25 protein-coding genes are annotated in these 25,981 nt (G+C 69.6%); 7 read left to right on the forward strand and 18 right to left on the reverse strand.

The genetic code is table 11. The features are described 5' to 3' along the window. Positions 1-20: 20 nt before the first annotated feature. The 4 genes from WBG06_RS04305 to WBG06_RS04320 form a co-directional block, all read right to left on the reverse strand. Positions 21-1,385 (reverse strand): MDR family MFS transporter, encoded by a 1,365-nt coding sequence (locus WBG06_RS04305; RefSeq protein WP_336735644.1) that lies wholly within the window; start codon positions 1,383-1,385, stop codon positions 21-23. Between the two features lie 121 nt (positions 1,386-1,506). Beyond that, complete coding sequence (locus WBG06_RS04310; protein ID WP_336735279.1) at positions 1,507-2,700, reverse strand: Fic family protein; 1,194 nt, start codon at positions 2,698-2,700, stop codon at positions 1,507-1,509. Positions 2,701-2,763: 63 nt separating this feature from the next. After that, complete coding sequence (locus WBG06_RS04315; RefSeq protein WP_336735280.1) at positions 2,764-3,483, reverse strand: hypothetical protein; 720 nt, start codon at positions 3,481-3,483, stop codon at positions 2,764-2,766. Positions 3,484-3,514: 31 nt separating this feature from the next. Next, the gene (locus tag WBG06_RS04320) at positions 3,515-4,210 is read right to left on the reverse strand and encodes an NAD-dependent deacylase (protein ID WP_336735281.1); all 696 of its coding nucleotides are present in this window, start codon (positions 4,208-4,210) and stop codon (positions 3,515-3,517) included. Between the two features lie 149 nt (positions 4,211-4,359). Here WBG06_RS04320 and WBG06_RS04325 point away from each other — a divergent pair, with 149 nt between their 5' ends. Both WBG06_RS04325 and WBG06_RS04330 read left to right on the forward strand, forming a co-directional pair. After that, complete coding sequence (locus tag WBG06_RS04325) at positions 4,360-4,770, forward strand: hypothetical protein (protein WP_336735283.1); 411 nt, start codon at positions 4,360-4,362, stop codon at positions 4,768-4,770. Between the two features lie 34 nt (positions 4,771-4,804). Then, a complete protein-coding gene (locus tag WBG06_RS04330) occupies positions 4,805-5,362 on the forward strand; it encodes a hypothetical protein (protein ID WP_336735284.1) in 558 nt (185 codons plus the stop codon). Positions 5,363-5,368: 6 nt separating this feature from the next. Here WBG06_RS04330 and WBG06_RS04335 read toward each other — a convergent pair whose 3' ends face one another. The 7 genes from WBG06_RS04335 to WBG06_RS04365 form a co-directional block, all read right to left on the reverse strand. Next, positions 5,369-6,430: a fatty acid desaturase family protein gene (locus WBG06_RS04335; protein WP_336735285.1), complete on the reverse strand. Its 1,062-nt coding sequence runs from the start codon at positions 6,428-6,430 to the stop codon at positions 5,369-5,371. Positions 6,431-6,435: 5 nt separating this feature from the next. Beyond that, a complete protein-coding gene (locus WBG06_RS04340; RefSeq protein ID WP_336735286.1) occupies positions 6,436-7,290 on the reverse strand; it encodes an ABC transporter permease in 855 nt (284 codons plus the stop codon). A gap of 1 nt (position 7,291) precedes the next feature. Then, entirely contained in the window at positions 7,292-8,032 is a 741-nt protein-coding gene (locus WBG06_RS04345) for an ABC transporter ATP-binding protein (protein WP_336735288.1), read from the reverse strand. After that, positions 8,029-8,847, reverse strand: a complete 819-nt coding sequence (locus WBG06_RS04350; RefSeq protein ID WP_336735289.1) for an alpha/beta hydrolase — start codon at positions 8,845-8,847, stop codon at positions 8,029-8,031. Before WBG06_RS04350 ends, WBG06_RS04345 begins: the two co-directional genes overlap by 4 nt. Before the next feature lie 101 nt (positions 8,848-8,948). After that, positions 8,949-9,611: a response regulator transcription factor gene (locus WBG06_RS04355; protein WP_336735645.1), complete on the reverse strand. Its 663-nt coding sequence runs from the start codon at positions 9,609-9,611 to the stop codon at positions 8,949-8,951. 29 nt (positions 9,612-9,640) lie between these two features. Next, the gene (locus tag WBG06_RS04360) at positions 9,641-10,831 is read right to left on the reverse strand and encodes a sensor histidine kinase (protein ID WP_336735290.1); all 1,191 of its coding nucleotides are present in this window, start codon (positions 10,829-10,831) and stop codon (positions 9,641-9,643) included. A 46-nt stretch (positions 10,832-10,877) separates the two neighbouring features. After that, positions 10,878-11,342, reverse strand: a complete 465-nt coding sequence (locus tag WBG06_RS04365; RefSeq protein WP_336735292.1) for an SRPBCC family protein — start codon at positions 11,340-11,342, stop codon at positions 10,878-10,880. A gap of 96 nt (positions 11,343-11,438) precedes the next feature. Here WBG06_RS04365 and WBG06_RS04370 point away from each other — a divergent pair, with 96 nt between their 5' ends. After that, positions 11,439-11,915, forward strand: coding sequence for a winged helix-turn-helix transcriptional regulator (locus tag WBG06_RS04370; protein WP_336735293.1), 477 nt, complete (start codon positions 11,439-11,441; stop codon positions 11,913-11,915). Positions 11,916-12,192: 277 nt separating this feature from the next. Beyond that, positions 12,193-13,230 (forward strand): hypothetical protein, encoded by a 1,038-nt coding sequence (locus WBG06_RS04375; RefSeq protein ID WP_336735294.1) that lies wholly within the window; start codon positions 12,193-12,195, stop codon positions 13,228-13,230. Positions 13,231-13,296: 66 nt separating this feature from the next. On the opposite strand, the gene WBG06_RS04380 is transcribed toward WBG06_RS04375, so the two are convergent. The 7 genes from WBG06_RS04380 to WBG06_RS04410 form a co-directional block, all read right to left on the reverse strand. Next, a complete protein-coding gene (locus WBG06_RS04380; RefSeq protein WP_336735295.1) occupies positions 13,297-16,134 on the reverse strand; it encodes a M4 family metallopeptidase in 2,838 nt (945 codons plus the stop codon). A 208-nt stretch (positions 16,135-16,342) separates the two neighbouring features. Continuing rightward, positions 16,343-17,647, reverse strand: coding sequence for an MFS transporter (locus WBG06_RS04385; protein WP_336735296.1), 1,305 nt, complete (start codon positions 17,645-17,647; stop codon positions 16,343-16,345). 110 nt (positions 17,648-17,757) lie between these two features. Next, complete coding sequence (locus WBG06_RS04390; protein WP_336735297.1) at positions 17,758-18,324, reverse strand: MarR family winged helix-turn-helix transcriptional regulator; 567 nt, start codon at positions 18,322-18,324, stop codon at positions 17,758-17,760. Positions 18,325-18,410: 86 nt separating this feature from the next. Beyond that, entirely contained in the window at positions 18,411-19,535 is a 1,125-nt protein-coding gene (locus WBG06_RS04395; protein WP_336735298.1) for a CapA family protein, read from the reverse strand. Further along, positions 19,532-20,374, reverse strand: coding sequence for an amino acid ABC transporter ATP-binding protein (locus WBG06_RS04400; RefSeq protein ID WP_336735299.1), 843 nt, complete (start codon positions 20,372-20,374; stop codon positions 19,532-19,534). The genes WBG06_RS04395 and WBG06_RS04400 overlap by 4 nt, the downstream gene beginning before the upstream one ends. After that, positions 20,371-21,267, reverse strand: a complete 897-nt coding sequence (locus WBG06_RS04405) for an amino acid ABC transporter permease (RefSeq protein WP_336735300.1) — start codon at positions 21,265-21,267, stop codon at positions 20,371-20,373. Before WBG06_RS04405 ends, WBG06_RS04400 begins: the two co-directional genes overlap by 4 nt. Continuing rightward, positions 21,264-22,175, reverse strand: coding sequence for a transporter substrate-binding domain-containing protein (locus WBG06_RS04410; protein ID WP_336735301.1), 912 nt, complete (start codon positions 22,173-22,175; stop codon positions 21,264-21,266). The genes WBG06_RS04405 and WBG06_RS04410 overlap by 4 nt, the downstream gene beginning before the upstream one ends. A gap of 246 nt (positions 22,176-22,421) precedes the next feature. Here WBG06_RS04410 and WBG06_RS04415 point away from each other — a divergent pair, with 246 nt between their 5' ends. From WBG06_RS04415 to WBG06_RS04425, 3 genes are read left to right on the forward strand one after another with little or no spacing between them, the layout of a single operon-like run. Beyond that, a complete protein-coding gene (locus WBG06_RS04415) occupies positions 22,422-23,660 on the forward strand; it encodes a CaiB/BaiF CoA transferase family protein (RefSeq protein WP_336735302.1) in 1,239 nt (412 codons plus the stop codon). Beyond that, a complete protein-coding gene (locus WBG06_RS04420) occupies positions 23,657-24,736 on the forward strand; it encodes a 2-hydroxyacyl-CoA dehydratase family protein (protein ID WP_336735303.1) in 1,080 nt (359 codons plus the stop codon). The genes WBG06_RS04415 and WBG06_RS04420 overlap by 4 nt, the downstream gene beginning before the upstream one ends. Continuing rightward, positions 24,733-25,977: a 2-hydroxyacyl-CoA dehydratase family protein gene (locus WBG06_RS04425; protein ID WP_336735304.1), complete on the forward strand. Its 1,245-nt coding sequence runs from the start codon at positions 24,733-24,735 to the stop codon at positions 25,975-25,977. The genes WBG06_RS04420 and WBG06_RS04425 overlap by 4 nt, the downstream gene beginning before the upstream one ends. The last annotated feature ends 4 nt before the right edge of the window (positions 25,978-25,981 follow it).

Below are 25,981 nucleotides of genomic sequence, written 5' to 3' on the forward strand. Positions count from 1 at the left end.
CCCCCGGCGCGAAACCCCGGTCAGTGGTCGATCCGGACCGGCGTACGCCACGCCACGATCAGCAGCGGGAGCGAGACGACCAGCCCGACGACGAAGACGACGTGCAGGGCCGGCGCGAGGACGTCGGCGGGCAGCGCCTCGAGCGGAGGCACCTCTCCCCCGGCGTACTCACGCCTGACCAGTCCGTTCGCGACCGCGCCGAAGAGCGCGACCCCCAGCGCCGAGCCGACCGAGCGGGCGAACATGTTGGACCCGGTCGCCACTCCGCGCACCTCCCAGGCGACTGCCGACCCCGCGGCGACGACACCCGGGTTGACCGACCAGCCGAAGCCGAGGCCGAGCACGAAGCACGGGATCGCCAGGTGCCAGAACGAGGAGGACTCGCCGACCGTGACCAGCACCAGCCCACCGGCGATGACCAGCATCGCGCCGAGCCCGACCGCGACCCGGAACCCCTTCGAGAGATAGATCCGGCCGGCCGTCGCCGCCGCGATCGGCCAGCCGATGCTCATCCCGGCGAGCGCGAACCCGGCGACGACCGCCGAGTGGCCGAGGACGCTCTGGGCGTAGAGCGGGACGTACGTCGTCAGCCCGAGCATCACCACACCGACGATCAGGCTGGCCGCGTTGGCCGGCGCGAGGACTCGGTGCGTGAGGACCCAGGGCGGCAGCACGGGGTCGGCGGCACGCCGTTCGACGAAGCCGAACGCGACCAGGGCGACGATGCCGACCGCGAAGATCAGGTAGGAGGGCCAGGAGGCCCATGCCCAGGCGTGCCCACCCTCGAGCAGCCCGAGCAGCAGCGCGATGCCGCCGACGGTCAGCAGTCCGGCCCCGGCCCAGTCGATGGCGGCCGTCGGTGAAGGCTGGCGGTTCTCATGGAAGTGGCGCAGCAGCCACAGCGCGAGCGCGCCGATCGGCAGGTTGATCAGGAAGATCAGCCGCCAGTCGAGGTAGTCGGCGAAGACGCCGCCCAGCGTCGGCCCGACGATGGCGGCGGTGGCCCAGACCGAGGCGACGTACGAGGTCGCGACCGCCCGCTCCTCCAGCGTGTAGATGTCGGAGACGATCGTCATCGCCATCGGCTGGATCGCCCCGGCGCCGATGCCCTGGATCGCCCGGAAGACGATCAGCGCGGTCAGCGACCAGGCCAGCCCGCACAGCAACGACCCGACCAGGAACGCCACGATCCCGGCGATCATCACCGGCTTGCGGCCGAGCCGGTCGGCGACCTTGGCGTAGAGCGGCGTGGTCACCGCAGTGGCCAGCACATAGATCGAGAAGAGCCACGGGAACTGCTCGAACCCGCCGAGGTCCTTGACCACGCTCGGCACCGCCGTCGCCAGGATCGTCAGGTCGATCGCCACCAGGCTCAGCGACACCATCACGGCGAGCAGGATCGGCCCGCGCTCGCTCCGAAGGCCTACCGAGCTGCGCGTTGGTCTGGTCGTCGAGGTGGGCACATCACTGAGTAAGCCTCACGACAGCCTGTTCATTCCACTGGATTCAGTCCGCTCGCGCACGGGCCGCTATGCGTACATCCAGGTCGGCGAGCTCATCGAGAATGTCGCCCGCACCCCAGACCTGATTGCGGGTCCTGTTGGTCAGTGGACGGATGACGCCGGCGTCGCGAAGACGGTCGATGACCCGATGTGTCGTCGCAACCGAGAGACCGAGATCGTCCTCGACGTCCGCTGTGGTGATGACAGGCTCGATTGCCAACTTGGCCAGGAGAGATTCAGCCGCACTGGCCTTGCTCGGCCGCACCCGCTCCTGCCAGTCGTCAGGAAGTTCACCGAGTCGGGATGCCGTCACCTTCGACTCCTCAGCCGCGATGGTCGAGGCGGTCGCGATGATGCTGATGATGGGCTCGGCGTCGCCCGCATGAAAGCGGTTCAGCGCCTGGAAGTAGGCATCTCGACGGGTCGCCAACGCGGAAGCCATCGGGACCGTCACCACACGCGCGATGCCGCGACGGCGCACGACCGCCGCGGCAAGCGCCCGGCCGATACGGCCGTTGCCGTCGGTGAACGGATGAATCGCCTCCATCTGCGCGTGCGCGATCGCGGCCTGCGGAATCACTGCGATGTCGTCGCGGGTCGCGAAGTCGACCAGATCATCCATCAGATCAGGGACACGGTCCGGCGGAGGAGGCACGTAGACCGCACCCCGCGGCGAATGGCCACTACCCCCGATCCAGTTCTGCATGTCACGCCAGCGCCCGGCGTACGGCCCATCGATGGGGTCTTCACGCATGAGTCGTCTATGCGCGTCCAGAAGCGTCGCGAGATCGAGTGGACCGGCGACGAGCCGATCCAGAGCCCCGGTGGCGCGAACCATCGAGAGCGCAGATGAGTTCGACTTGGCGCCATGCAGGGCGCGGACATAGTCCTCGACCGAGGCGATCTCGTGCTCAATCTTCGACGACGCGATCGACTCAGCACGCAAGAGCATCGTCGCCAGCGGACGAAGCTGGGGGCCATGGGTGGCGTCCAGCGACGCGATCGCTCGAACCGCCTCATCGCACTCGGCGGCCACGCCGGGCGGAACGCTCAGGCGGACGTCGGAGATGCGCGCCGGGATGCTGACTGTCACCTCCGCCAGCCGACGGTCATCGATGGTGCCGCCCTTGATTCTCTGGCGCCACGGCACGACGACACGCTCCGCCGCTGGAATCAACGCAGCACCGTTGTCGATCATGAGAAGAGCGTACGCGCTATTCTCACATTTCCATGAAAAGTGAGAATAGCGACCGATCTTTTCTCACTTCTCCAGCTCGGCGAGGTCGAAGACCTCGTCGGCGGCCGGCTCCACGACCTCGAACTCCTTGTCGAAGTCGGAGAAGACCAGCTCGCCGGAGCCGTCCTGGGTCCACTTGACGATCCGGTGGGGTTCCGCGGCGAGGACGAACGTCCGGCTCTCGGTCTCGCCGTGGGTGACGTCGAGGCGGACCGCGGGGCCGTCGGCCGACATCGTCGGCCCGACCGCCTCGGCCTCCGCCTCGGGCGGGACCATCTGAGCGGTGAGGCTGTCGATGCTGCAGAAGGCACGCAAGCTGGCCAGCTCGCCCTCGAGCTTCACCCATTTCTCGCCGACCCGCTTGGCGATGCGGTCGCCCGCACCCTTGGCCGGCGCGACCGACCTCCAGAACTCCTTGTCGCCCTGATACCAGGCCACTCCGTCGATGGAGCGCAGCGAGATCTCACCATCGCCGATGCCGACCTTGCCCGCGCAGGTGTCGTCGGCGGAGACGTCGAGGTCGACGGTGATCTTGGTGCCCTCCGAGTCGAGCACGTCGCCTTCCACGTGGACGGTGTCGATGGCATGCATCGCGGTCCGGGCGTCCTCGGCGATCTGGTTCCCGGACTCCTTCGCGTAGTCACGTGCCTGGGACAGGCTCCCCTCCTCCTCCCCGCCACAACCGGCGAGAGCGCTGGTCAGCGCGACGATGAGGACGGTCGTGGGCACGGCATGGCGAAGCACGCGGCCTATCGTGACAGAAATTACGAAGGGGTCAACGCGAAGCCGCCTGTACGTCGGCGACCCACTCCGGCACCAGCTTGCCGGCCGGACCGTGGCGGCTGTCGTCGAAGAGGTGCGAGTTCTCGGAAGCGTCCAGGTTGAGCTCGAGGGTCTTGGCCCCGGCGAGAGCGGCCATGCGTACGAAACCGGCGGCCGGGTAGACCGCGCCACTGGTGCCGACGGCGACGAAGAGATCTGCCTCGAGGAGCGCCCGCTCGATCAGGTCGAGGTCGTAGGGCATCTCTCCGAACCACACCACGTCGGGCCGCAAGGTGTCGTTGCCGCAGCCCGGGCAGGCGGGTTCGTCGGCGAGATCGTCGTCCCAGGCGAACCGCCCCTGGCAGGAGTCGCAGAGGGCCGAGAGCAGCTCCCCGTGCATGTGCACGATCCGGCGCGACCCGGCGCGCTCGTGGAGATCGTCGACGTTCTGCGTGACCACCAGCAGGTCGTCGCCGAGGACCTGCTCGAGCCTCGCCAGTGCCAGATGGGCCGGGTTGGGCACCACCGCCCGCAGCTCCCGACGGCGATCGTCGTAGAACCGGTGGACCCTCGCAGGATCGCGACGGAACGCCTCGGGCGTGGCCACGTCGTCGACGTGGTGCCCTTGCCAGAGACCATCGGCATCCCGGAAGGTCGCAAGACCGCTCTCGGCGGAGATCCCGGCTCCGGTGAGCACGACAACTTTCACAAGCAACGAGGCTAGCGACATCCACGAAACCTCCGCTGCCCCCGGAGGGTTGTTTTGGTCATCAGCCGGAACATGTCGCGGCTTCCCCTCTATCGGGGATCGCCGACTCGGCCCGCCCGGAGCGACCCGAGGGCTCGTACCGTCACAGCATGACGTACGTCGTCCTCGTGGCCTGGCTCGTCCAGGCAGCAGTCGGAGTCCTGCTGCTGACGGGCTGGTTCCGGCACGGCCGCGCTCACCCGCGCGTGGTGATCGCCCACGTCGTCCTCTCCGTCGCCGGGGCCGGGTCGTGGGTCGCGTACGTCCTCTCCGACCAGGTCCTCTACGCCTGGGCCGCCCTCGTGATGATCACGATCGGCAACGGCTTCGGCGACAACATGCTGCTGCGGCGTACTCGGCGCATGGGTGGCAGCCACCTCTCGACGGCCAACACCTACAAGCTCGCCGTCCGCTCCATCTTCGACCGACGGCTCCCGTTCCGGGTCGGGTTCCACGCCCTCTTCGCCGGGGTCGTCTACTTCTCCACGCTGGCGATCTGCATCGTCGACACCGTTTCCTAGGTGCCGCTCCTGCCGGGGCCGCGATACTGGAGCCATGGGTGCTGGCGGCGCGGTTCTGATTCTCGTCGTCGGGGTGATCCTGCTGGCCGTGGTCGCGGCCGGAATCATCCTGCTCGTCGCCGCCGGGGCCGTACGTCTCTCGGGCAGGAACCCGAAGCCGCTGTTCTGGTCCGGGGTCGGCGTGCTCGCCGTCCCGGTGCTGTTCGTGGCCGTGCTCGTGACGTATGCCCAGCTCACCGGGGACCCGGACACGATCTCGCTCGACCTGCGCGAGCCCGTCGCGATCTCGAGCCTGCCCGAGGACGGTGAGAGCTTCGTCGGGATGCGCGACTACGACAGCGATCACATCGAACTCGTGCTTCCCGACGGCGAACGCTTCGAGGCCGACGTCGACGGGGTGCTGGTCTGGTCCGACGACGGGTACGTCACCCGCGTGACCTTCGACCGCCGCGCCCGGGAGGCGGGCGAGGCCGCGGACCTCGCCGCGGACTGGGAGAACGAGCTCGGCGGCGCGGGCACCGTGGAGATCGACCCGGACTACTCCGACCACGGGCGGGTCCGGGCGGCGGTGCTCGCCGATCCGACCCCGTGAACCCGGTCAACCCGTCCTGTTGACCACCACGAACGGGCAGGCGAAGGGGTCGCGGTCACCGAGGCCGACGCGGTTGAGGTGGCGGACGACGATGGCGTACGACTCCAGGAGGCCGGCCTCGGTGTAGGGGACGCCCTGCTCGGCGCAGTAGGCGCGGACCAGCGGCTGGGCGCGACGCAGCCTGCTGCTCGGCATGCTGGGGAAGAGGTGGTGCTCGATCTGCAGGTTCAGGCCACCCATGAGCCAGTCGACCCAGCGCCCGCCGCGGATGTTGCGCGAGGTCAGGACCTGGCGGGAGAGGAAGTCGATCCGGGTGTCGCGCGGGACCAGCGGCATGCCCTTGTGGTTGGGGGCGAAGCTGGCGCCCATGTAGACACCGAAGACGGCCAGCTGCACGCCCAGGAACGCGGCGCCGAGACCGAGGCCCAGGACCGAGCAGACCAGCACCGGCCAACCGATGAGCCGCAGCGCCAGCAGCGCTGCCTCCGTACGCCGATGCTTGAGGTCTCGGTCGCTGACCACGGTGCGGACCGCACCGACGTGGAGGTTGAGGCCCTCGAGGGTCAGCAGCGGGAAGAACAGCCATCCCTGGCGGGCGGTGAGCCACCGCTTGAAGCCTGTACGCCGCTCCACGTCCTCGGGGGTGAACAGCAGGACCGAGGGGCGGATGTCCTCGTCGGCGTCGACCTTGTTGGGGTTGGCGTGGTGGCGGGTGTGCTTGCGCATCCACCAGCCGTAGCTCAGCCCGACGACCAGGTTGCCGAGGATGCGGGAGGCCCATTCGTTCTTCGGGCCCGAGGCGAAGATCTGGCGGTGGGCACCGTCATGAGCGAGGAACGCGGTCTGGGTGAACAGGACCCCGAAGGCGGCCGCGACCAGCAGCTGCCACCAGGTCTGTCCGAGGGTGACCAGGGCGATCAGCGCGAGCGCGAAGCCTGTGCCGAGGAGGACGACGCGCCTGGCATAAACCCTCGGCGACCGAGCCAGCAGACCCTCCTCTCTGACGCGGCTCATCAGCTCGGTGTAGGCGTTGACCTGGCGGTGCGCCTGGCTCGGGAGCGTGGTCATCGCGGTCACCGCCCCAGGCGGCGCAGGCGCGCCATGGCCAGGGGCAGGCAGATCGCGATGATCGCGACCGGCCAGAGGACGGCCATGGTCAACGCGTGCTCGCCGACCCAGGTGGTGGCCGGAACGGCGGTGTTGCCGAAGAGCTCGCGGGTGGCGATGACGGTGGAGGAGAGCGGGTTCCACGCGGCGGGGAGGGCCAACCAGTCCGGCATCAGGTCGGTCGGCACGATCGTGTCGGCGACCATGGCGAGCGGGAAGACGAGCGCGAAGTACTTCATCGCCGCCTCCGGGCCGCTCACCAGCAGGCCGAGCAGGATGCCGACCCAGGAGAAGGCCATCCTGAGCAGCACCAGCAGCCCGAGCGCGGCGATCACCCCGCCGATCCCGAGGTGGGCCTGCCAGCCGAACAGCGTCCCGAGCGCCAGCAGGATGCTGAGCTCGACGACCGCCAGGATCACGTCCGCCAGGGCCCGCCCGGCGAGCACCGCGACCGGCGACATCGGGAGAGATCTCATCCGGTCCAGCACCCCGCCGCGTACGTCTTCGGCGACCGAGATCGTGGTGTTGCCGATGCCGAACGCCATGGTGAGCGCGAAGAGTCCGGGAAGCAGGAACTCGCGGTACTCCTCCCCCGGCACGTTCATCGCGACCCCGAAGGCCTCACCGAAGACGAAGCCGAACATGGCCACCGCCATCACCGGGATCATCAGGGTGCCGAGGAGCTCGTCGGGGCGGCGTACGAGATGGAGGAGGTGGCGCTTGGCCACCACCCAGGTGTCGACCGTCGCCCACGTGATGCGTGATCCGTGAGCGTTGCCAGCCTCGATGGGTCGATCGGGGACATCGGTGAACACAGTCATCTCAAGCCCCCTCGGTGATCAGCAGGAACGCCTCGTCGAGGTCGCGGCCGCCGACGCTCGACTTGAGCTCGGCGGGCGTGCCCTCGGCGACGACCCGGCCGCGGTCGACCATCGTGATGCGTGAACACAGCCGGTCGGCCTCCTCCAGGTATTGAGTCGTGAGGAGCACGGTCGTGCCGGAGTCGGCCAGCTCACGGACCGCGTCCCAGACCTCGATCCGGCTGCGCGGGTCGAGGCCGGTGGTGGGCTCGTCGAGGAAGAGGACTCGCGGGCTGCGGATCAGGCTGACGGCCAGATCGAGCCGCCGCCGCATGCCGCCGGAGTAGCCCCGCACCGGACGGCCGGCGGCCTCGACGAGATCGAAGCGCTCGAGCAGCTCGTCGGCGCGCGCCCGTGCCTCCCGGGCCCGCATCCGGTGGAGCCGGGCGAACATCTCCAGGTTCTGACGGCCGGTCAGGACGCCGTCGACCGCGGCGTACTGGCCGGCGATGCCGATGCGTGCTCGGACGCCGGCCCGGTCACGGGCGACGTTGCGGCCGGCGACCCAGGCCTGGCCGGAGTCGAAGCTCGCGAGCGTGGCCAGGATGCGTACGGTCGTGGTCTTGCCGGCGCCGTTGGGGCCCAGCAGCCCGTGGACGGTGCCGGCGGGGACGGCGAGGTCGATGCCGTCCAGGGCGGCGCCGCGGCCGGGGTAGCTCTTGCGGAGCCCCTGGGTCCAGATGGCGGGTTCGTCGGTGATCATGCTGCTGCCTCCATGGCTGCGATGGGGTGTGTGGATCGGGTGGATCGGGACGGGGCGGTGGTGGCGCCGGCCGGGGTCACCTCGTCGTAGCGGCCCAGCGCGATCCGGGCGATGTTGAGCAGTGACTCGCTGCCCTCGGTGTAGTAGCCGCAGTGGCCGGGGATGTCGCCCGTCCCGAAACGGGTCGCTCCGAGCTCGAGCGGGCCGCGACCGAGACCGAGACGCCCGACCCGCACCCGCGGGACGAGCCGGATCCGGTCGGTATCGCCGTACGCGGCCCAGAGCCGGGTGCCGGTGCCCAGCTCAGAGCGCCGCACCGCACCCATCCCTGCGCTGCCCAGCGCCACGTAGTCCTCGGCGCGGGCGCTGGCGAGAGCCAGGCCGGCGACCGTCGAGCCGTAGCTGTGGCCGATCAACGTGAGATGAGCGGCGCGCGGCAGATAGTGGGTGAGGTTCGCCAGGTCCTGCGCCCCGGCGTAGGCGGGGACGTTGGTGATCGCGTTGTACCACTCCGGCGGCGAGTGGTAGCCCAGCCAGACCACGACGGCCGACCGGCTCTCGGGCGCAAGCGCCTGCATCGTACGCAGCAGCAGCTGCCCCCGGGAGCGCGGACTGTGCGCTTCGGTGCTGGTGAAGTAGTTGCCGAGGTGGTGTCCGTTGCCGGGGATCACGACCGCGATGTGGTCGGCGGTCGCGACATCTCCGAAGGCCTCCACGACCCGCGCCCCTCCGGGAGGGTCGCAGGCGAGGAGGGTGGGTCCGATGCTTGCATCGGCCTCGTTGAGGCCGTACCTGAGCGGCGTCACAACTGTCATGGCCGTGACGGTAGGTTTCAGGTTTCCCGCCGCACGTCACTCTGGGGAGCCATTCGACCCCCTACCGGGGTAGTGCGGGATGACCCTGAGGGCTCGAACGGCTAGACGTGAGGAGCGACCAGACCGCTCTCGTAGGCGAAGACGACGGCCTGGGCGCGATCGCGGAGCCCGAGCTTGCCGAGGATGCGGCTGACGTGGGTCTTCACGGTCTGCTCGGCGAGGAAGAGCTCGGCGGCGATCTCGCTGTTGGACCTGCCACGGGCGATGTTCTCGAGCACCTCGCGCTCACGCTCGGTGAGCTGCTTGAGACGCGGGTCGGCCTTCCGACGGCGCGGCGCGCGGGCGAACTGGGCGATCACCTGCCGGGTCACCGACGGCGAGAGCAGCGCCTCGCCGGCATGGACCACCCGGATCGCGGAGGCGAGCTCGTCGGGCGAGGCGTCCTTGAGCAGGAACCCGCTGGCGCCGAGGCGCAGCGACTCGTGGACGTACTCGTCGGCGTCGAACGTGGTCAGCATGATCACCTTGACCCCCGCGGTGGCGGGGTTGCCGGAGAGCTGGCGAAGCGCCTCGATCCCGTCCATCACCGGCATCCGGACGTCCATCAGCACCACGTCGGGATGGGTACGTCGCACCGTCTCGAGCGCCTCCGAGCCGTCGGAGGCGGTGCCGACGACCTCGATGTCAGGCTGGCTGCTCAGCAGCGCCACGAATCCGGAGCGCACCATCGCCTGGTCGTCGACGACCACGATCTTCACCGTCACGGACTCATGGTTCACTCGCTGGCGCTCGCTCACGAGGTCTTCCTACCGCGTTTGGCCGGGGTGCGCACGGCGGTTCGGGCCGGGAGCCTTGCCTCGACCACGAACTCGCCATCGACCGCTCCTGCGGTGAGGCTGCCGCCCACGGCACTCGCGCGCTCGCGCATCCCGATCAGCCCATGACCACCGCCGGTGGCCTCGGTGGCGGAGGTGGCGCCGGCGAGCGGGTTGGCGACCCGGATCTCGAGATCCTCATCCCCCATCGTCAGGTCGACGCCGACCGCCTCGCTCGGGGCGTGACGGCGGGCGTTGCTGAGCGCCTCCTGCACGATCCGGTAGGCGGCGGTGCCGACCTCGGGCGCCACGTCGGTGGGCTCGGGAAGGTCACCGCGCACCTCGACCCGCTGCCCGGTCCCGCGGGCGGACTCGAAGAGCTCGGCCAGTCCGTCGATCCCCGGCACCGGGACCCGGCCCGACTGCCCCTCCTCCGTACGCAGCACGTCGAGCACCCCACGCATCTGCCGCAGCGCCGAGGCAGCCAGGTCAGCGATCTCGGCGAACTCCGCCTCCGCCGCCGGACTGACGTCGTCGACCCGATGCGGCGCCGATCTGGCCTGCACCGTGATCAGCGACATGTTGTGGGCGATCACGTCGTGCAGCTCACGGGCGATGCGCGCCTTCTCCTCGACGACCGAGCGGCGCTCGTGCTCCTCGCGCAGCGCGCTGCGGCTCTCGGAGAGCCGGCGGGCGACGGTGGCCAGCGCACCGATCAGCAGCGCGAGCGAGGCGAAGTTGGCCACCGCCACCAGCGAGTCGACGAGGTCGTTCCAGGCCATCCCGACCACCGCCAGCACCACACCGGCGGCGACCTGGATGCCCAGGGTGATCGCGGCCAGCCGCCACCCGGCGACCAGGGTCAGCACGACCAGCACCAGCAGCTGAGTCAACGTCGGCGGCGGCACCATCCACGGCCATCCACCCTCACCGACCCTCGCGATCGCCAGCGCGGCCACCGTGACCGCGACCAGGGAGAGCCCTGCGGCCTCCACCGGGCGCCGGAGTGCCAACGGGATCGCGGCGGCATGCGTGAACCCGAGCAGCAGCGCGACCCCGCCCGTGACCTCGTAGGGATCGGTGGTCAGGACCGCCGCCTCCACGATCCCGAGCACGATCGCGGCGACGTACAGCGCCAGACGACCGCGGCCGGGCCAGGTCTTCAGCATGTTTCAGTAATACCAGGGCAACGGTGCGCCTTCGGCCAGGTGAGCGCTATCGCCCCACGGCGGCCTTGTCCTCGTCCTGCGTGCGGATGGTGCCCTGACCGGACTCGATCCGGCCCTTGAGGCTGACGGTGATGTAGTGGGTCCAGGCGTCGTAGCAGACGTCGAAGCACTCGTCGCCGCGCCCGAGGCCCTCGTGGGTGAAGGTCACGCGGGTCTGATCGCCCTCGACGGCGATGTCGAACCGTCCGGTGGTGCCGATCCACTCCTTCTTGTCCTCGATGAAGTCGAGGTAACCGTCGGTGAACTCCCACACGACGCGCTCCCCCGGGACCAGCTCCTTGACGAGCTGCTTGGAGTAGTGGATGTCCGGCACCAGGTAGTACCACTCGGCACCGACCTGGTCGGTGGGCCCGGCGATGTGGTGCCCCCACCAGGAACGTACGTCGTTGATGGCCTCGAACGCCTCCGCAGGGGTGGCGTCGACGGTGAAGGTTGCGGTCAGGTCGCTCATGGCTGTCCTCTCGGCCTCGATGTGACTTGCATCATGCAAGCACCACCGTAGGCGCACGAACTTTCATCATGCAAGCGATTTGCTAGGGTCGTCGTCGTGCTCGGAAAGACGTACGACGGCCAGATCTGCTCCATCGCCCGATCTCTGGAGATCGTGGGAGAGCGCTGGACCCTGCTGATCCTGCGGGACGCGATCTTCGCCGGCGTCACGCGATACGGCGACTTCCAGCACAACCTCGGCATCTCGACGAACATCCTCAAGACGCGCCTCGCCTCGCTCGTCGAGGCCGGCCTGATGACGCGCGACGACGCCGGCGACTACCGGCCGACCGCCATGGCCCAAGGCCTGCGACCCACGCTGATCGCACTCACCGAGTGGGGTGACGCATGGTTCGCCCCCGACGGCCGCCCGATCGACTACCTGCACGCCGACTGCGGCGAACCCGTCCACATCGAGACGCACTGCGAGCAGCACGGCCGAGTCCCCCCGGAGGACGTGATGGTCCGCCCCGGCCCCGGCATGCCCGCGGACTACCTGGCCGCCCGACGCCCCCGCCGAAGCGTCGATTCCTGACCGCGAGAGGTCAGTTCTTGGCGTCGAAAGGTCGATTTTCGACCGCGACACGTCAGTTCTCGGCGTCCAATCAGAAACTGACCCCTCGATGTCAGAAACCGACTCCTCGACGTCAGAAACCGACTCCTCGGCGTCAGGAACTGACTCCTCGGCGTCAGGAACTGACTCCTCGGCGTCAGGAACTGACTGTTCGGCGGGATGCGGTGGGGCGGGCGCGAGCGGGGTGGTGCACAGTTGTGGGCATGCAGACTTGTGGGCGCACGATCGGCTCGCAGCCATGACGGGTGAGCTCTCGACGCAGGCGTGGATCGGGATCGACGAGGAGACCGAGCGGCTCTACCAGGTGGCGCTCACGGTGCGGGGGCCGCTCGAGGTCGCTGCCCTGGCATCCGCCGGCGGAGTCTCCGAGGACGCGGCCAGAGCCGCCGTCGAGCGGCTCCGCGAGCTGGGGTTCCTGACGTCGTACGGGGTTCTGGCACCCTCCACGGCGCTGCGGGCGCTCCACCATCGACGGGTCGCCGAGCGCCAGACGGAGCTGGCCGAGCTCGAGACGGCGGCGGGCGTCCTCGACGACCTCGCCTCCGGGTTCGTGACCGCCGCGCCGGAGGTGCTTGCGGCCCACGGCATCGAGCTCGTCCGCGGGGTCGAGGAGGTGGGCCGGCGCGCCAGCGCGCTGATCTCCTCGGCGCGGACCGAGCTGATGGTGCTGAACGCGCCGCCGTACGCACAGAATGCGCTCCCGCCCTACGACGAGACACCCAAGGGGCCGCCGGCAGCCGAGTCCGAGACCGGCCTGGCGGTCCTGCGCGGAGTTCAGGTACGCAACGTGATGGCGCCCGAGGGGCTGGACCTGCCCGGTCGGATGGCGTCGGTGAGCGAGCTGGCAGATCTCGGGATGGGCGTCCGGGTCCGGGCCGACGTGCCGACCAAGCTGATGATCGCCGATCGGGCCACGGCCATGCTGCCGCCGTCGGCGGTCGCCGATCCGCTGGAGTCGGCGCTCATCATCCACGACGGCCTGCTGGCGAACGCGCTGGTCCCGCTGTTCGAGGCGACCTGGGAGACCGCGCTGCCGCTGGCGGCCGTACGGGGAAACCCGGACGGATCCACCGACCCGGTGGATCCTCCCAGCGCCGAGGAGCGTGCCCTGCTGACCCTGCTCGCCAGCGGGCTCAAGGACGAGGTGATCGCTCGGCAGCTCGACGTCCACGTGCACACCGCACGCCGTCGGATCAGCGCTCTGCTCGCCAAGCTCGGCGCATCGACCCGGTTCCAGGCCGGCGTGCAGGCGGGGCGACGCGGCTGGTTGGAATGACACTGGAATGACAACGGTGGCCGGGCTCCGCTCAGGAGCCCGGCCACCGGGGTCAGCTACAGGCGATCAGCAGCGCCCGGCCGGACGGTCCCGCTTCACCAGGTTGGTGTGGCTGGTGGTGCCGTCGAACCACAGCACCCGCTTGCCCTCGTCGGCTGCGGCGTAGATCTGCTCGCCGCGGCTGCAGGACATCCGCACCGCGCCGCTCCGGCCGGTGGCGGGCACCTGGAAGAGCTTCGGCAGCGTCTCGTTGGCCCACGACGTGGCGAACGGCACCGAGGTGAGCGTGACCGCATCGTCGGAGGCGGTCACCGAGAACGGGAAGATGGAGCTGTCGGCCGTCTCCGGGACCAGCGTGACCGGGTTGGTGCCGTCGAAGGCAGCCTTGCGGACCGCGGCCTGGCCGCTGTCGGTGGCGTCGTTGTCCTCGATCCAGACAACCCCGTCGTCGGTGATCGCGGTCTGGCCGATGCCGACCACGCTCGCGTCCACCGGCATCTGGGTCTTGGTGCCGGCGACCGTGTCGAAGACCTCGACACCGAGGCGGGCGCCGTTCTCGGTCTGCAGCAGCTTGGCGTAGGCGATCTTGCCGTCCTTGACCGACGGCAGCGCGGTGATCTCGCGGATGGTACCGACGTCGACCAGCCCGGACGTGCCCGTCTTCATGTTGGCCCAGGCGACGTGCTTGGCGCCGGTGGTGTAGTCGGTCACGGTCCGCACCATCAGGTCGCCGTCGACGTTCAGGGACGAGACCGGGCCGGCGTGGCTGAAGTTGACGGTCTTCGTGAGACCACCCGCGACCGGGCGCGCCCGCATCAGGATCTGGCTGCCGGTGTACTCGGCCCAGGCGACGGTCTGGCCGTCGGTGTCGGCGTAGACGTTGTAGCTGCCGTTGTTGCCGGTCACCAGCTCGGGCTGGCCCTTGCCGGAGGTGTTGCCCAGCCACACCGAGTAGGGCTCGGTGCCGTCGTGGTTGGTGCGGGAGACGGCGTACTTGCCACCACCGGCACCGACGCCGGTGTCGGCGATGTTGTTGTCGGCGATCAGGGTGTCGCTGTCGACGCCGAGCTGGTTCTCCCAGCCCGTCTCGATCCCGTGGGCGTCGAAGGCGGCTTCGACGACCGCCAGCTGCGACTTGGTGGCGCCCAGCTCCGCGGCGGCGGCGACCACGGCCGCCCGGCCGGCCATGAAGTCGTCGAGCGGGGTCATGTACGCCGACAGGGCGCGGTAGACGATCTGGTCGGCGAGCTCGCTGCCGAGCTGCTCGCGGAGATCCCACAGGGCGCCGGAGAAGATCGTGGAGTTGAGGTGGACGCCGCCGTAGTCGCCGCGGTAGGTGACCCCGACGAAGTCGTCGTACGTGGTGGCACCGTCGTTCAGGTCACGCAGGGCACAGTCGCGGGGAGCCGCGGTGACGCACAGGTCCTCACCCAGCAGCCCGGCGTCCGGGTCGTCCATGGACATGCCGCTGGTCCCGACGTCGATGGCGTTCCCGAAGTAGTCGGCGATGGCCTCGTTCATGGCGCCGGACTGACCGACGTAGACCAGGTTGGCGGTGTGCTCGATGACGCCGTGGCTCATCTCATGGCCGACGACGTCCGCGTCGGCCGAGAACGTGCGGTAGTCGCCGCCGCCCTGGCCGTACACCATCTTCTGGCCGTCCCAGAAGGCGTTGGGGAACGGGCCACCGTTCGCGGTGACGCCCACGACGGAGGTGATGAACTCATCGGTACCGTCCAGCCCGGCACGGTTGAAGTTGGACTTGAAGTAGTCGTAGACCTCTCCGGCCGCCCAGTGCGCGTCGATCATGCCCTTGTCGGTGAACGCCTGGCCGAACTCGGCCGTCAGCGAGGAGCCGATCGTGGCCTGGCTCGGCCAGCGACCCGACGCGTAGGAGGCGTCCGCCCCGTTGGCGTCGTACGTCTTGATCATCTGGCCCTGGAACGGCGAGTTCTCAGCGCGCTTGCTGTAGTCGATCATCTGGTACGGACCGGTGCTGGTCTTGTAGAGGTTGAGCTCGACGGTCTCGCCGTTGTAGCGCACGCCGGAGCCCACGACCGAACCCGGCGTGGCGGTGGTCGACATGTCCGGGGTCTCGCCGGTCTCGGCCGTCTCACCGGTGGTGCCGATCGAGGCGCCGGGGGCGACGGTGGTCTTGATCGAGCTGTACTGCAGCACCGGGAAGCCGGCGTTGGCGTCGACGTACACCTCCTGCTTGACCGGCATCCCGTCGGCGCCGACGCCGGTCACGGTGATGTGCCGGGTCAGCAGGCCCTTGCCCTCGGGAAGGATGCTCAGACCGTTCGCCTCACCGGTGAAGGACTTGAGGGCCTCGGCCGAGTCCTTGCGGAGCAGCCCGCCGGGCTGCGCCACCGCGGCGATGGCCCGCTCGATCGCGACCTTCTCGGAGACGGTCGGGGTGACCGAGTCGAGGTTCAGCTCGGTGAAGTACTTCCCGGAGGTGCCGGTGACGACGCGCTCGCCGCCCTTCTTCTCCATGCGGACCAGGTAGAGCCCACCGAGGACCGGGACGCCCTGGTACTTCTGCTGGAGGCGCACCGTCTCCTTCGAGCCGGCCGACTCCGTGCCGACCGCCTCGAGGTTCGTGCCCGGGTTGTCGATGTGGTAGCGACCCGGCTTCGAGGCGAGGTGACCGCGGGCAGCGGCCGCCGCACTCGCACCCGAGGCGCGCTCGTTCAGCCCGGTGACGAGGTCGGGGGTGTCGGTCTCCGACTCGGCGACCACTGCGCCGGGCGCCGAGGTCTCGGGGAGCGGCGCCGCGTTGGCGGTCGCGGCGGCGGTGCCGATGAGACCGGTGGCGACGACCAGTGCGGCGGCGCCCTTGCCGACGGCGCTGCCGCGCTGCTTCACGCCCTTCCGAGCGGGTCTGGATGAACTCTGCATGGGGGATCCCTCCGATGGCACTCATGTGAGTGGATGTCGAGCACCCCATATGCAACGCCCTCGACGGACCGCTGACCATGGTTTCGCGGTGGTCACAAGTGCGCATGCACACTTGTGGGCACCGCGACTGCGCCCGCCCTGCGCACCCAGCAGTGCCCGCCGCGACGCGCGCAGCGGGCACTGTGGTGGGGGTCGGCCGGGCCGTGGGTCAGGCCGCGTCGACAAGCTCTCGGTCGCTCGTCTCCCCCAGGCGGACCAGGGAGAACACGCTCAGCAGGCAGAACGCCGCGATGACCGTGGAGAGCAACATCGTGCCGGCGCCGGCCTTCTGGAGCGAGGCGAACAGGAGCGGCGAGAGCCCGGCACCCATCCCGGCGAGCTGGTAGCCCAGGGAGGCGCCGGTGTAGCGCGAGGAGGTCTTGAAGACCTCGCTCATCAGCGCCGCGAGCGGACCGTAGAAGGCGGCGTGGATGACCGACTGGCCCAGGACCACGGCGAGCACGAGGAGCGCGACGGATCCGCTGTCGAGCATCGGGAAGAGCAGGTAGGCGAAGACCGCGGTCGCGACCGCGGCGGTGAGGACCACGGGGCGACGGCCGACCCGGTCAGAGAGTGCGGACCAGCCGAGGATGCCGGCGACGGCACCTGCCGAGGAGAGTGTCAGCGCGTTGAGCACCGTCGGCCGCTCGAAGCCGGCGCCGAGGGCGTACGAGATCAGGAAGGTGGTCAGGGTGCCCTGCACCACGAAGGCACCGAGGCCGACGCCGACGGCGAGCAGGAGCGTACGCGGGTGGTTGCGGAGGACGTCGAGCAGCGGCGTCTTCGCCTCGGCCTTGCGGTCCTTCATCGCCTCGAAGGCAGGCGACTCGGTCACGCTGAGGCGGATCCACAGGCCGACGGCGAGCAGCACGATGCTGAGCAGGAACGGCACCCGCCAGCCCCACGCGGTGAACTGCTCAGGGGTCGTGACCGAGGCCATCACCGCCATCACCGCGGTCGAGAGCACCATGCCGGCCGGGGCGCCCGCGTTGGTGAACGAGGCCCACAGACCGCGCCGGGAGGTGGCGTGCTCGGCGGTGATCAGCACCGCGCCTCCCCACTCGCCGCCGACCGCGATGCCCTGGATGACCCGGAGCACGATGAGGAGGACGGGCGCGGCCGCACCGATCTGTCCGTACGTCGGCAGGCAGCCGATCAGGAAGCTGACCACACCCATGATCAGCATGGTCAGGACCAGCATCTTCTTGCGGCCCAGCCGGTCGCCGAAGTGGCCGAAGACGACCCCGCCCAGCGGTCGGGCCAGATAGCCCGCTGCGAAGGTGCCGAAGGAGGCGATCGTGCCGGTCACGGGGTCGAGGTTGGAGAAGAAGACCTCGTTGAAGACCACGGCCGAGGCGGTGGAGTAGAGCAGGAAGTCGTAGTACTCGATCAGGCTGCCCGTGAAGCTGCTGGCCACGATGCGGCCCATCTTCGTCTGGGGGCCGGTCGTGCTACCGCCGGAGGTGAGAGTCATGTGGGGTCTCCATTCAGGATTCCTGTTTATCAGGATTCCTGGCAATTGTGAGTGACGCGGATCACGCCCGTCAACCCACGACGGAGTCAGATCGAGGAGGACCCGCGGAGCTAGGCGCCCTCAGCGCTCCCCGCGCGCTGCCCGGCGCGCAGCCGAACCGCTTCCCGCTCGGTGTCCTCGTCTCCGAAGTAGCCACCGGCCAACACCTCGGCCGCATGGTGGAGCGAGGAGAGCAGCAGCCCCCGCTCGGCAGCCGGCATCCCCGCGTAGATGCGGTCCTCGACGGCGATCATCTCGGCCAGGCAGGCGTTGAGCTTCGCGAGTCCCTCCTCGGTGAGGCGCGCCAGCCTGATCCGCCGGTTGTCGGGGTGCGGGGTCCGCTCGACCAGCCCGCGCGAGACCAGGTCGGACAGGACGAGATGAGCGGCCTGGGAGGAGACGAACATCAGCCGCGCGAGATCGGCGTTCGACCTCGGCACGTGGTCGCTGAGGATCAGGAGCATCCGGTATTCCGAGACCGAGATCGACTGTCTGGCCGCGATCAGCTCGGTCGCCCGCTGGAGTGCGCGCGCGAGCCGCTGGGAGACGTACTCGATCCTCGAGAACGCCGCCGTGGGGAGCCGCTCCGGTCCGACGGGTGCCGCCGGACGCGGCATGGCCGCTGGCTCTTCAGACATCGGGTGAACCACTTTCACATCAGGGCGAGGACGGGAGCGCGATCGGGATCCGAGTCTCCCACGAGGCGATTTCCGAACGGCGGAGGTCAGGACACGACCACCGCCTTCCCGTCCTCGGCCCAGCTGAAGCTCGTCATCAGCCCCGCCGCCCGGGAGATGCCCTCGATGTAGGCGACCACGGAGTCGCCCTCACCCCGCGTCAGTGGCGTCGGCCGTGCCTGCTCGTCGATCCAGCACGGGATGAAGGCGGGACGTACGCGGTTCTCCTCGTCGACGTCGATCACCGCGATGGCCGTGTTGCGGCTCTCCGGATGGAACGGGTAGGCCGGCATGGTGGGGTCGGGTTCGAAGCCGTAGAGCTCCCGCCGCCGCTTCGCCCACGCTCGCAGCTCCTCCGAGTCGTTGTCGGCGTCCGGGGTCAGCGCATCGGTGACCGTGACGAAGTTGCCGAGCCCGTGGAAGATCGGAGCACCTCGGTAGACCTCGATGCCGCGCATGATGTGCGCGTGGTGGCCGACCACCATGCCGGCGCCGGCATCGACGGCTGCCCTGGCGACCTCGAACTCGTAGTCGGCGATCACCGCCGGCGTATGGCCGATCCCCTTGTGCAGTGCCACGACCACGACGTCGGCACGCTCGGCCAGCGCGGCGATCTGGTCGGTCATCGCGCGCAGCGACGTCTTGTCGCAGAACGTGTAGACGGTCGGCGGGTTGCCCGGGTTGGCGTCGTCGAGCTCGTAGTGGGTGATCACCTTGACGTACGCCGCACCGGCCTTGAGGCTCGTCGCCCAGGACTCCCGGGGGCCTACGCAGTTGTAGCTGAGCACGCCGACCGTGCGGCCCCGGACGGACGTCACCACCGGGGCGGCCGCGGCGGCGAGGTTCGCACCGGTGCCCGTCGTCGCGATCCCGTAGGCGGCGGCCGACTCGATCGTGTCGACGACCCCCTTCGTGCCGAGGTCGAACGCGTGGTTGCCCGCGGTCGTGCCGACGTTGAAGCCGGCCTGCGCCATCGCGCGGAGCGCCTCCGGCTCGGCCGGCGGGGACGGGACGGTGATACCGGTCGTCTCGGTCGAGGTTGTGTGCGGCACCTCGATCTGGCCGATGGCGACGTCGGCCGCACGTAGGATCGCCGAGCTGGGCTCGAAGAGCTTCTCGGTCTCGGGCTGCTGCAGCACGATGTCGCCGACCGCGGCGATGCGTACGGTCATGACGACACCTCCTGGAGACCCACCGGCGAGCGGCGCTCGCCGGAGTAGCGGGACAGGAACGCGCGGAGCCGCTCGCTCCGGGGATCGGAGAAGAACCGGTCCGAGGGGCCCTCCTCGACGACCTTGCCGTCGGCCATGAAGACACAGCGGTCGGCGACGTCGCGGGCGAACTCCATCTCGTGGGTGACCACGACCATCGTCATCCCGGTCTCGGCGAGGTCCTTCATGACCTGGAGGACCTCCCCGACCAGCTCCGGGTCGAGCGCGCTGGTCGGCTCGTCGAACAGCACGACCCGAGGCCGGGTGGCGACCGCTCGAGCGATGGCCACGCGTTGCTGCTGGCCACCGGAGAGATGACGCGGGTGGGCATCGGCCTTGTCCGACAGACCGACCCGGTCGAGGAGGTGCCGGGCGCGCTCATCCGCCTGCCGACGCGTCTGACCATGGACAGAGACCGCCGCCTCGGTGATGTTCTTGAGCACGGTCCAGTGCGGGAACAGGTTGAACTGCTGGAAGACCATGCCCATCCGTCGGCGCTGCACGCACACCCGGCTCTCGCTCAGGGTGCGGAAGCCGCCACGATGTGCCTCGTAGCCGAGCAGCTCGCCGTCCAGGAACATGGCGCCGCCGTCGATGGTCTCGAGCTGGTGGATGCATCGCACCAGCGTCGACTTGCCCGAGCCGGACGGCCCCAGGACGGCGACGACCTCCTGCTCGTTCACCTCGAGGTCGACACCGTCGAGCGCGACCTTGTCGCCGTACTGCTTGCGGAGGCCGTGGACCCGGATGACGGGTTCGGTCGCTGCCTGTGCCGTGGCCTGTGTCATGGCCTGTGTCATGCGGGTTCCCCTTCCAGGGAGCGGGCTCGGGTCGACGTGGACCGGTCATAGCCGCGGCTGAGCCGCCGCTCGATACGGCGCTGCACGAGGGTCAGCAGCGTGACGACGATGAGGTACCAGATCACGGCCACGAGGAGCAGCGGCACGACCTGGTAGGTCCGGCCGTAGATGATCTGCACGGAGTAGAGGAGGTCGGTCAGGGTGATCACGCTCACCAGGGACGTGCCCTTGAGCAGCGCGATGAACTGGCTGCCCGACGGCGGCACGATCACCCGCAGGGCCTGCGGGAAGACCACCTTCCAGAACGTCTGACGCCCCGAGTAGCCCATCGCCCGGGCTGCGTCGCGCTGTCCGCTGTCGACCGACATGATCCCCGCCCGGATGATCTCCGCCATGTAGGCGCTCTCGTGCAGGCTGAGGCCGATGATCGCAGCGGTCAGCGGCGTGATCAGGTCGTTGACGGACCAGGACGCGAACCCGACCGAGAGACGCGGCACGAGGTAGGCGAGGTTGAACCAGAAGATCAGCTGCACGAGCGGCGGTACGCCGCGCAGCAGGCCGACGTAGAGCTGGCAGGTCCATCGGACCGGACCGAAGTCACTCAGCTGGCCCGCCGCCGCCGCGGTGCCGATGGCGGTGCCGAGCGCCATGCAGACGACGGTGAGGAAGAGGGTCATCGCCAACCCGGACATCACCGACGGGTCGAACATCAGATCGGCGACGACGGGCCACTCGAACCGCGGGTTGGTCGCCGCCCAGAGCAGGACCAGCACGGCAACGACCGCCAGGGCGACCACGGACGCGAGCCGCCCCGGGCGGAATCTCGGCCGAGCGGCCGCCGCGTCGGGGCGTACCGAGTCCGGCCGCGTGGGGAGCGTGTCCGTCGCTGTCATGAGGGCTCACGCTTCGTGGTCGGGTTGATCTGCGGCTCCTCGACGGCGACAGGCTCGAGACCCCACTTGTCCAGGACCTGCTGGTAGTCGCCGTTCTCGAAGATGTTCTGGAACGCCTCGTACAGCGTCGTTCCCAGACCGCTGTCCTTGGGCGTGAGCAGGGCCAGCAGGCTCACGCCCGAGCCCTGCTCGTCGGTCTGGGTGACGTAGTCGTACGTCTCGTCCGCTGCCGTCACGTCGAGCGCGGCGGTCTCGGTCATCCCGGCGAAGTCCGCTCGGCCGCTCTTCACCGCCAGGAGCGTGGCGTTGGTGTCCGCGTAGTCGGCACGCTTGTTGGCCGGCTCCCCCTGCTCGGCACACCAGGTGTTGAGCTTCTCGACCTCGCTCTCCGTGATGCTGCCGCCCACGATGGCGATGGTCTGGCCGCACGGGGCGTCGTCGCCGGCGAGCCCATCGGCGTTCGCCTTCGGAAAGACGTACGTCGTCCGGGTCTGCAGCCAGGTGATCGCGTCGAAAGCGCGCTCGCGCTCCGGGTTCGCCTGCACCGGCCCGTTCCAGGCCTCCCACCGACCGGACTGCATCCCGGTGAGGATGCTGGGCATGGACTGGGCAACCTCCATCCGAACGGGTACGCCGAGCTGCTCGCCGAGCACCTTCCACATGTCGGGGTCGATGCCGGTGATCTCGCCGTCCTTCTCGACGGTGCGATAGGGCGGGTGCGCATCGCCCACGACCACCAGCTCTCCAGCTTCCTTGACGTTCTCGGGGAGCGCCTCGTAGAGCGGAGCGTCGGTGTCCACCTTCCCCGACGCCGCGCCCGACTCCTCGGCCGCGCCGTCGCCGCAGCCCGCGAGAAGGACTGCGGCGAGGGCGATCGAGACAAGTGAGGCAGTCGTCCTTACCTGCATGGTGCACTCCAGTTCGGTCGTGATCCAGTCATGCCGCAGGTCGTGTGACGTACAGCACTTCTCATGTGACTTGATATCAGCATCACTCAGGGATCCTGTCAATACTTCGCTGAAAATTTGTCGGAGACGCCCGGCAATCACCGATAACGCCTCTCGGCGACGTCAGCCTTGTGGAGCTGAGAAACCTCGTGATATCAAGTTGCTTGATATCTAATGCAGCTGACCCACGAGAAGCCGAGGTGTGACATGAGTTCGGGACCCCTGGCCGGAAAGACCGTCATCGATCTGACGACAGCACTCGCCGGCCCCTACGCCACGCTGCTGCTCGCGGGCCTCGGCGCGCGGGTGATCAAGGTGGAGAACCCGACGCGGGGAGGTGACTCGTCCCGCAACAACTCGCCGTACCTGACCGCCGACGGGCTGCGGTTGCGCCGCTCCTCGCCGGACGACATGTCGGTGTCGATGCTGTCGCGCGGCCGCGGCAAGGAGAGCATCACGCTCAACCTGAAGCAGCCGGAGAGCAGGCAGGTCTTCTTCGATCTCGTCCGCAACGCCGACATCGTCGTCGAGAACTACAGCGCGGGCGTCACCGAACGGCTCGGCATCGACTACGCGGCCGTCCAGGCGGTCAACGACCGCGTCGTCTACACCTCCATCAGCGGCTTCGGCGCTCAGGGCGTGGCGGGCGACGGCAAGGCGATGGACACGATCATCCAGGCGCTCAGCGGCGTGATGATGACCGCCGGCGAGCCCGGTGACCCGCCGGTGCGGTTCGGGCTGCCGATCGGTGACCTGGTCGCGCCGCTGTTCGCGGTCATCGGCACCCTCTCCGCCGTCCTCCACGCCGAGCGCACGGGCGAGGGGCAGCACGTCGACGTGTCGATGCTGGGCAGTCTCACCTCGCTGGTCGCCTGCGAGCCGTTCGATGCCCTGGAATCGGTCGGCTTCCCGTTGCGTACGGGTTCGCTGGTGCCTCGGCTCGCTCCCTTCGGCACCTTCCGGGCGCAGGACGGCTGGTTCGCCATCTGTGCTCCGACCGATGCCTTCGCGAGCGGCGTCCTGGCTGCGATCGACCGCGGGGACCTGGTCGACTCGGACCTGTTCGGCACCCGGGACGCCCGCGTCGCCAACGCCGACACCCTGCATCGGCTGATCGGCGACTGGGCGGCCGGGCGGACCCTGGAGTCGGCCCTCGCCGCACTCGAGGCCGCCTCGGTGCCCGTGGCTCCGGTGCGCGACACGGCGCAGGCGGTCCGCGACGAGCTCGTGACGGGGCGCGGCGAGGTCACGCCGCTGGTGCACCCGAAGTTCGGGCACCACGACGGCCTCTACGGCAGCGGGATCCCGATGGTCTTCTCACGCAGCCAGGTCGACATCACCGCTCCGGCTCCAGCGCTGGGCGAGCACACCGAGAGCGTGCTCGGGGAGCTGCTCGGGTACGACGCCGACCGGGTCGAGAAGCTGCGGGAAGCGGGGGTCCTGTGACCGGCGCCGAGACCGCGCCTCGGATCGGCATCGTCGGCGACGACGTCCCCCGCCAGCTCGTGCTCGCCACGGGCGCCGTCCCACAACGCCTGCTCGGATCCTGGCACGATCCTGTCTCCGCTGAGGCCGCCGAGCTGCTGGGTGCCGTCGACGCAGGTGCGGCGCGGATCCTGGACGGACTGCTGTCCGGCCGGCACGACGACCTCGCCGGCCTGGTGGTCTGCCACGACTCGCAGGCCGACCTCCGCATCTTCTACGTCCTGCGCATCCTCGCCCAACGCGGACGCCTGCCCTTCCCCGTCCATCTCGTCGACGCCCCACGCCTGAACAGCGCGGCCGCCCGCCGATTCGTCGGGAGGCAGTTCTCCCGTCTGCTCGAGTTCTGCGAGCAGGTCACGGACCGGCGCGCCGACCTCGGATCGCTCCATCTCGCGGCCGAACGGGAGCTGGCCCTGGGGCGTGCCCTCGAGGCGATGCGCGAGCGTCGCCGGACCGATGGGTGTGCGGGGGCGGCAGCACTCCGGGCCTACCATGCCGCCGCGACGATGCCGCCCGAGGACGCGGTCGCCACGGTCGCAGCGGCCCAGGCTCCGGCCGCACTGGGCGCGACGCCCGTCGTCGTGACCGGGAGCAACCACCCCGATCCCGGCGTCTACGACGCCTTGGAGAGGACCGGAGAGGTCCTCGTGGTCGGCGAGGACCACGACACCGGCGATCTGGCCTGGCTCGGGGTCGCCGTCGAGGCGGCCGCCCTCGAGGAGGTGATCGACGGGTTGGCGGCCGCACACCTCGCCCGCCCCGCCGTGGCCACGGGTGGCCTGGCCGCAGAGCGGGCGGCGTACATCGCCACGTGCGCCGAGCAGACCCACGCCCGAGCGGCGTTGGCGCTGGTGCGCGAGCACGACGACGCCCCGGCCTGGGACCTGCCTGACCAGCGGCTGGAGCTTCGCCGCCGTGGGGTTCCACTCGTGGTGCGCACCCGCATCCGGCCCGCCGACGACCCTGTTGCCGCGGCTCAGGAGGCCGTGGCCGAGATCCGGATCGAGCTCGCATCCACCGCAGGAGGCATCTCATGAGCCGGCTCGAAGCAGCACGTGCCGCGACGCAGCACCAGAAGCAGTGGTTCGCCGAGACGGCGCGGCGCGCCCGCGGCGGCGACCCGATCGCGCTCGTCAACGCTGATGCGCCGCACGAGGTGTTGCGCGCGTTCGACGTGCCGTACGTCGTCAACCAGTGGTGGGCCTCGATCATCTCCGCCAAGCGCCTCGGGCCGGCGAGCATGCGCATGCTCGCCAACACCGGCCTGCCGGACCACAGCCAGCAGTACGACACGATGCCGCTCGGCGCGCAGGCGCTGCCGCTCGATCAGCGACCGTGGGGTGGTCTGCCGGACCCGGCGTTCGCGATCGCGGACAGCCATGGCGACGTGACCCACAAGATCTTCGAGCAGTGGGGCCGCCGGCCCGGGACCGAGACCTACCTGCTCTCGCGCACTGCGGCCGACCCGGTGCCGCCTCGCTGGTGGGAGCTGGTGCCTCACGAGTGGGAGACGGCGTTCGGTACCGATCGACTCGATCTCCTGCTGGGCGAGATCGGCGACCTGATCGGGTGGCTGGAGGAACGGACCGGACGCGCATTCGACGAGGACCGCTTCGCGGAGATCATGCGGCTGGCCAACGAGCAGGCCGAGTGGAACCGGCGCACCCGCGACCTCCTCGCCGCGGCCCGGCCGGCACCGGTCCTGGTCAACGACACGATGCCGGCGGTGATGGTCCCCCAGTGGCACCGCGGCACCCAGTGGGCGGTCGACGCCGCTCGCCGACTGCACGACGAGGTGGCTCAGCGCATCGACGACGGCGTCGTCGTCTGCCCGGGCGAGCGGCGGCGGCTGATGTGGATCGGTCGCGGACTGTGGTCGGACCTCGATCTCTACCAGCGGTTCCAGGAGGACTTCGGTGCCGTCTTCGTCTGGTCGATGTACCTGGCGATCGCGGCCGACGGCTACGCCCGCTACGGTCCCGATCCGCTCCGTGCGCTCGCGGCCCGGTTCGTCGGCCTGACCGACCTTCTCTACGTACCGCCGTGGTCGGCGGACTGGTACGTCAAGGAGGCGTTGGCCCACGGCGTCGACGGCGTCGTGCATCTGGTCGCCGACGACACCCCCGGCGGCCGGTTCATCTCCGAGGCACTGGAGGCCGAGGGCATCCCCGTCCTGGAGATCCGCGCCAACAATGCCGACTCACGCTCGAGCAGCGCAGCGCGCATTCCCGAGCGGATCGCCGACTTCCTGCGTACGCGGGTGCCGGCCGAGGACTGACCTG

Source organism: Nocardioides sp. CCNWLW239 (genome assembly GCF_037137035.1).
In the GTDB taxonomy this organism is placed as follows: Bacteria; Actinomycetota; Actinomycetes; order Propionibacteriales; family Nocardioidaceae; genus Nocardioides.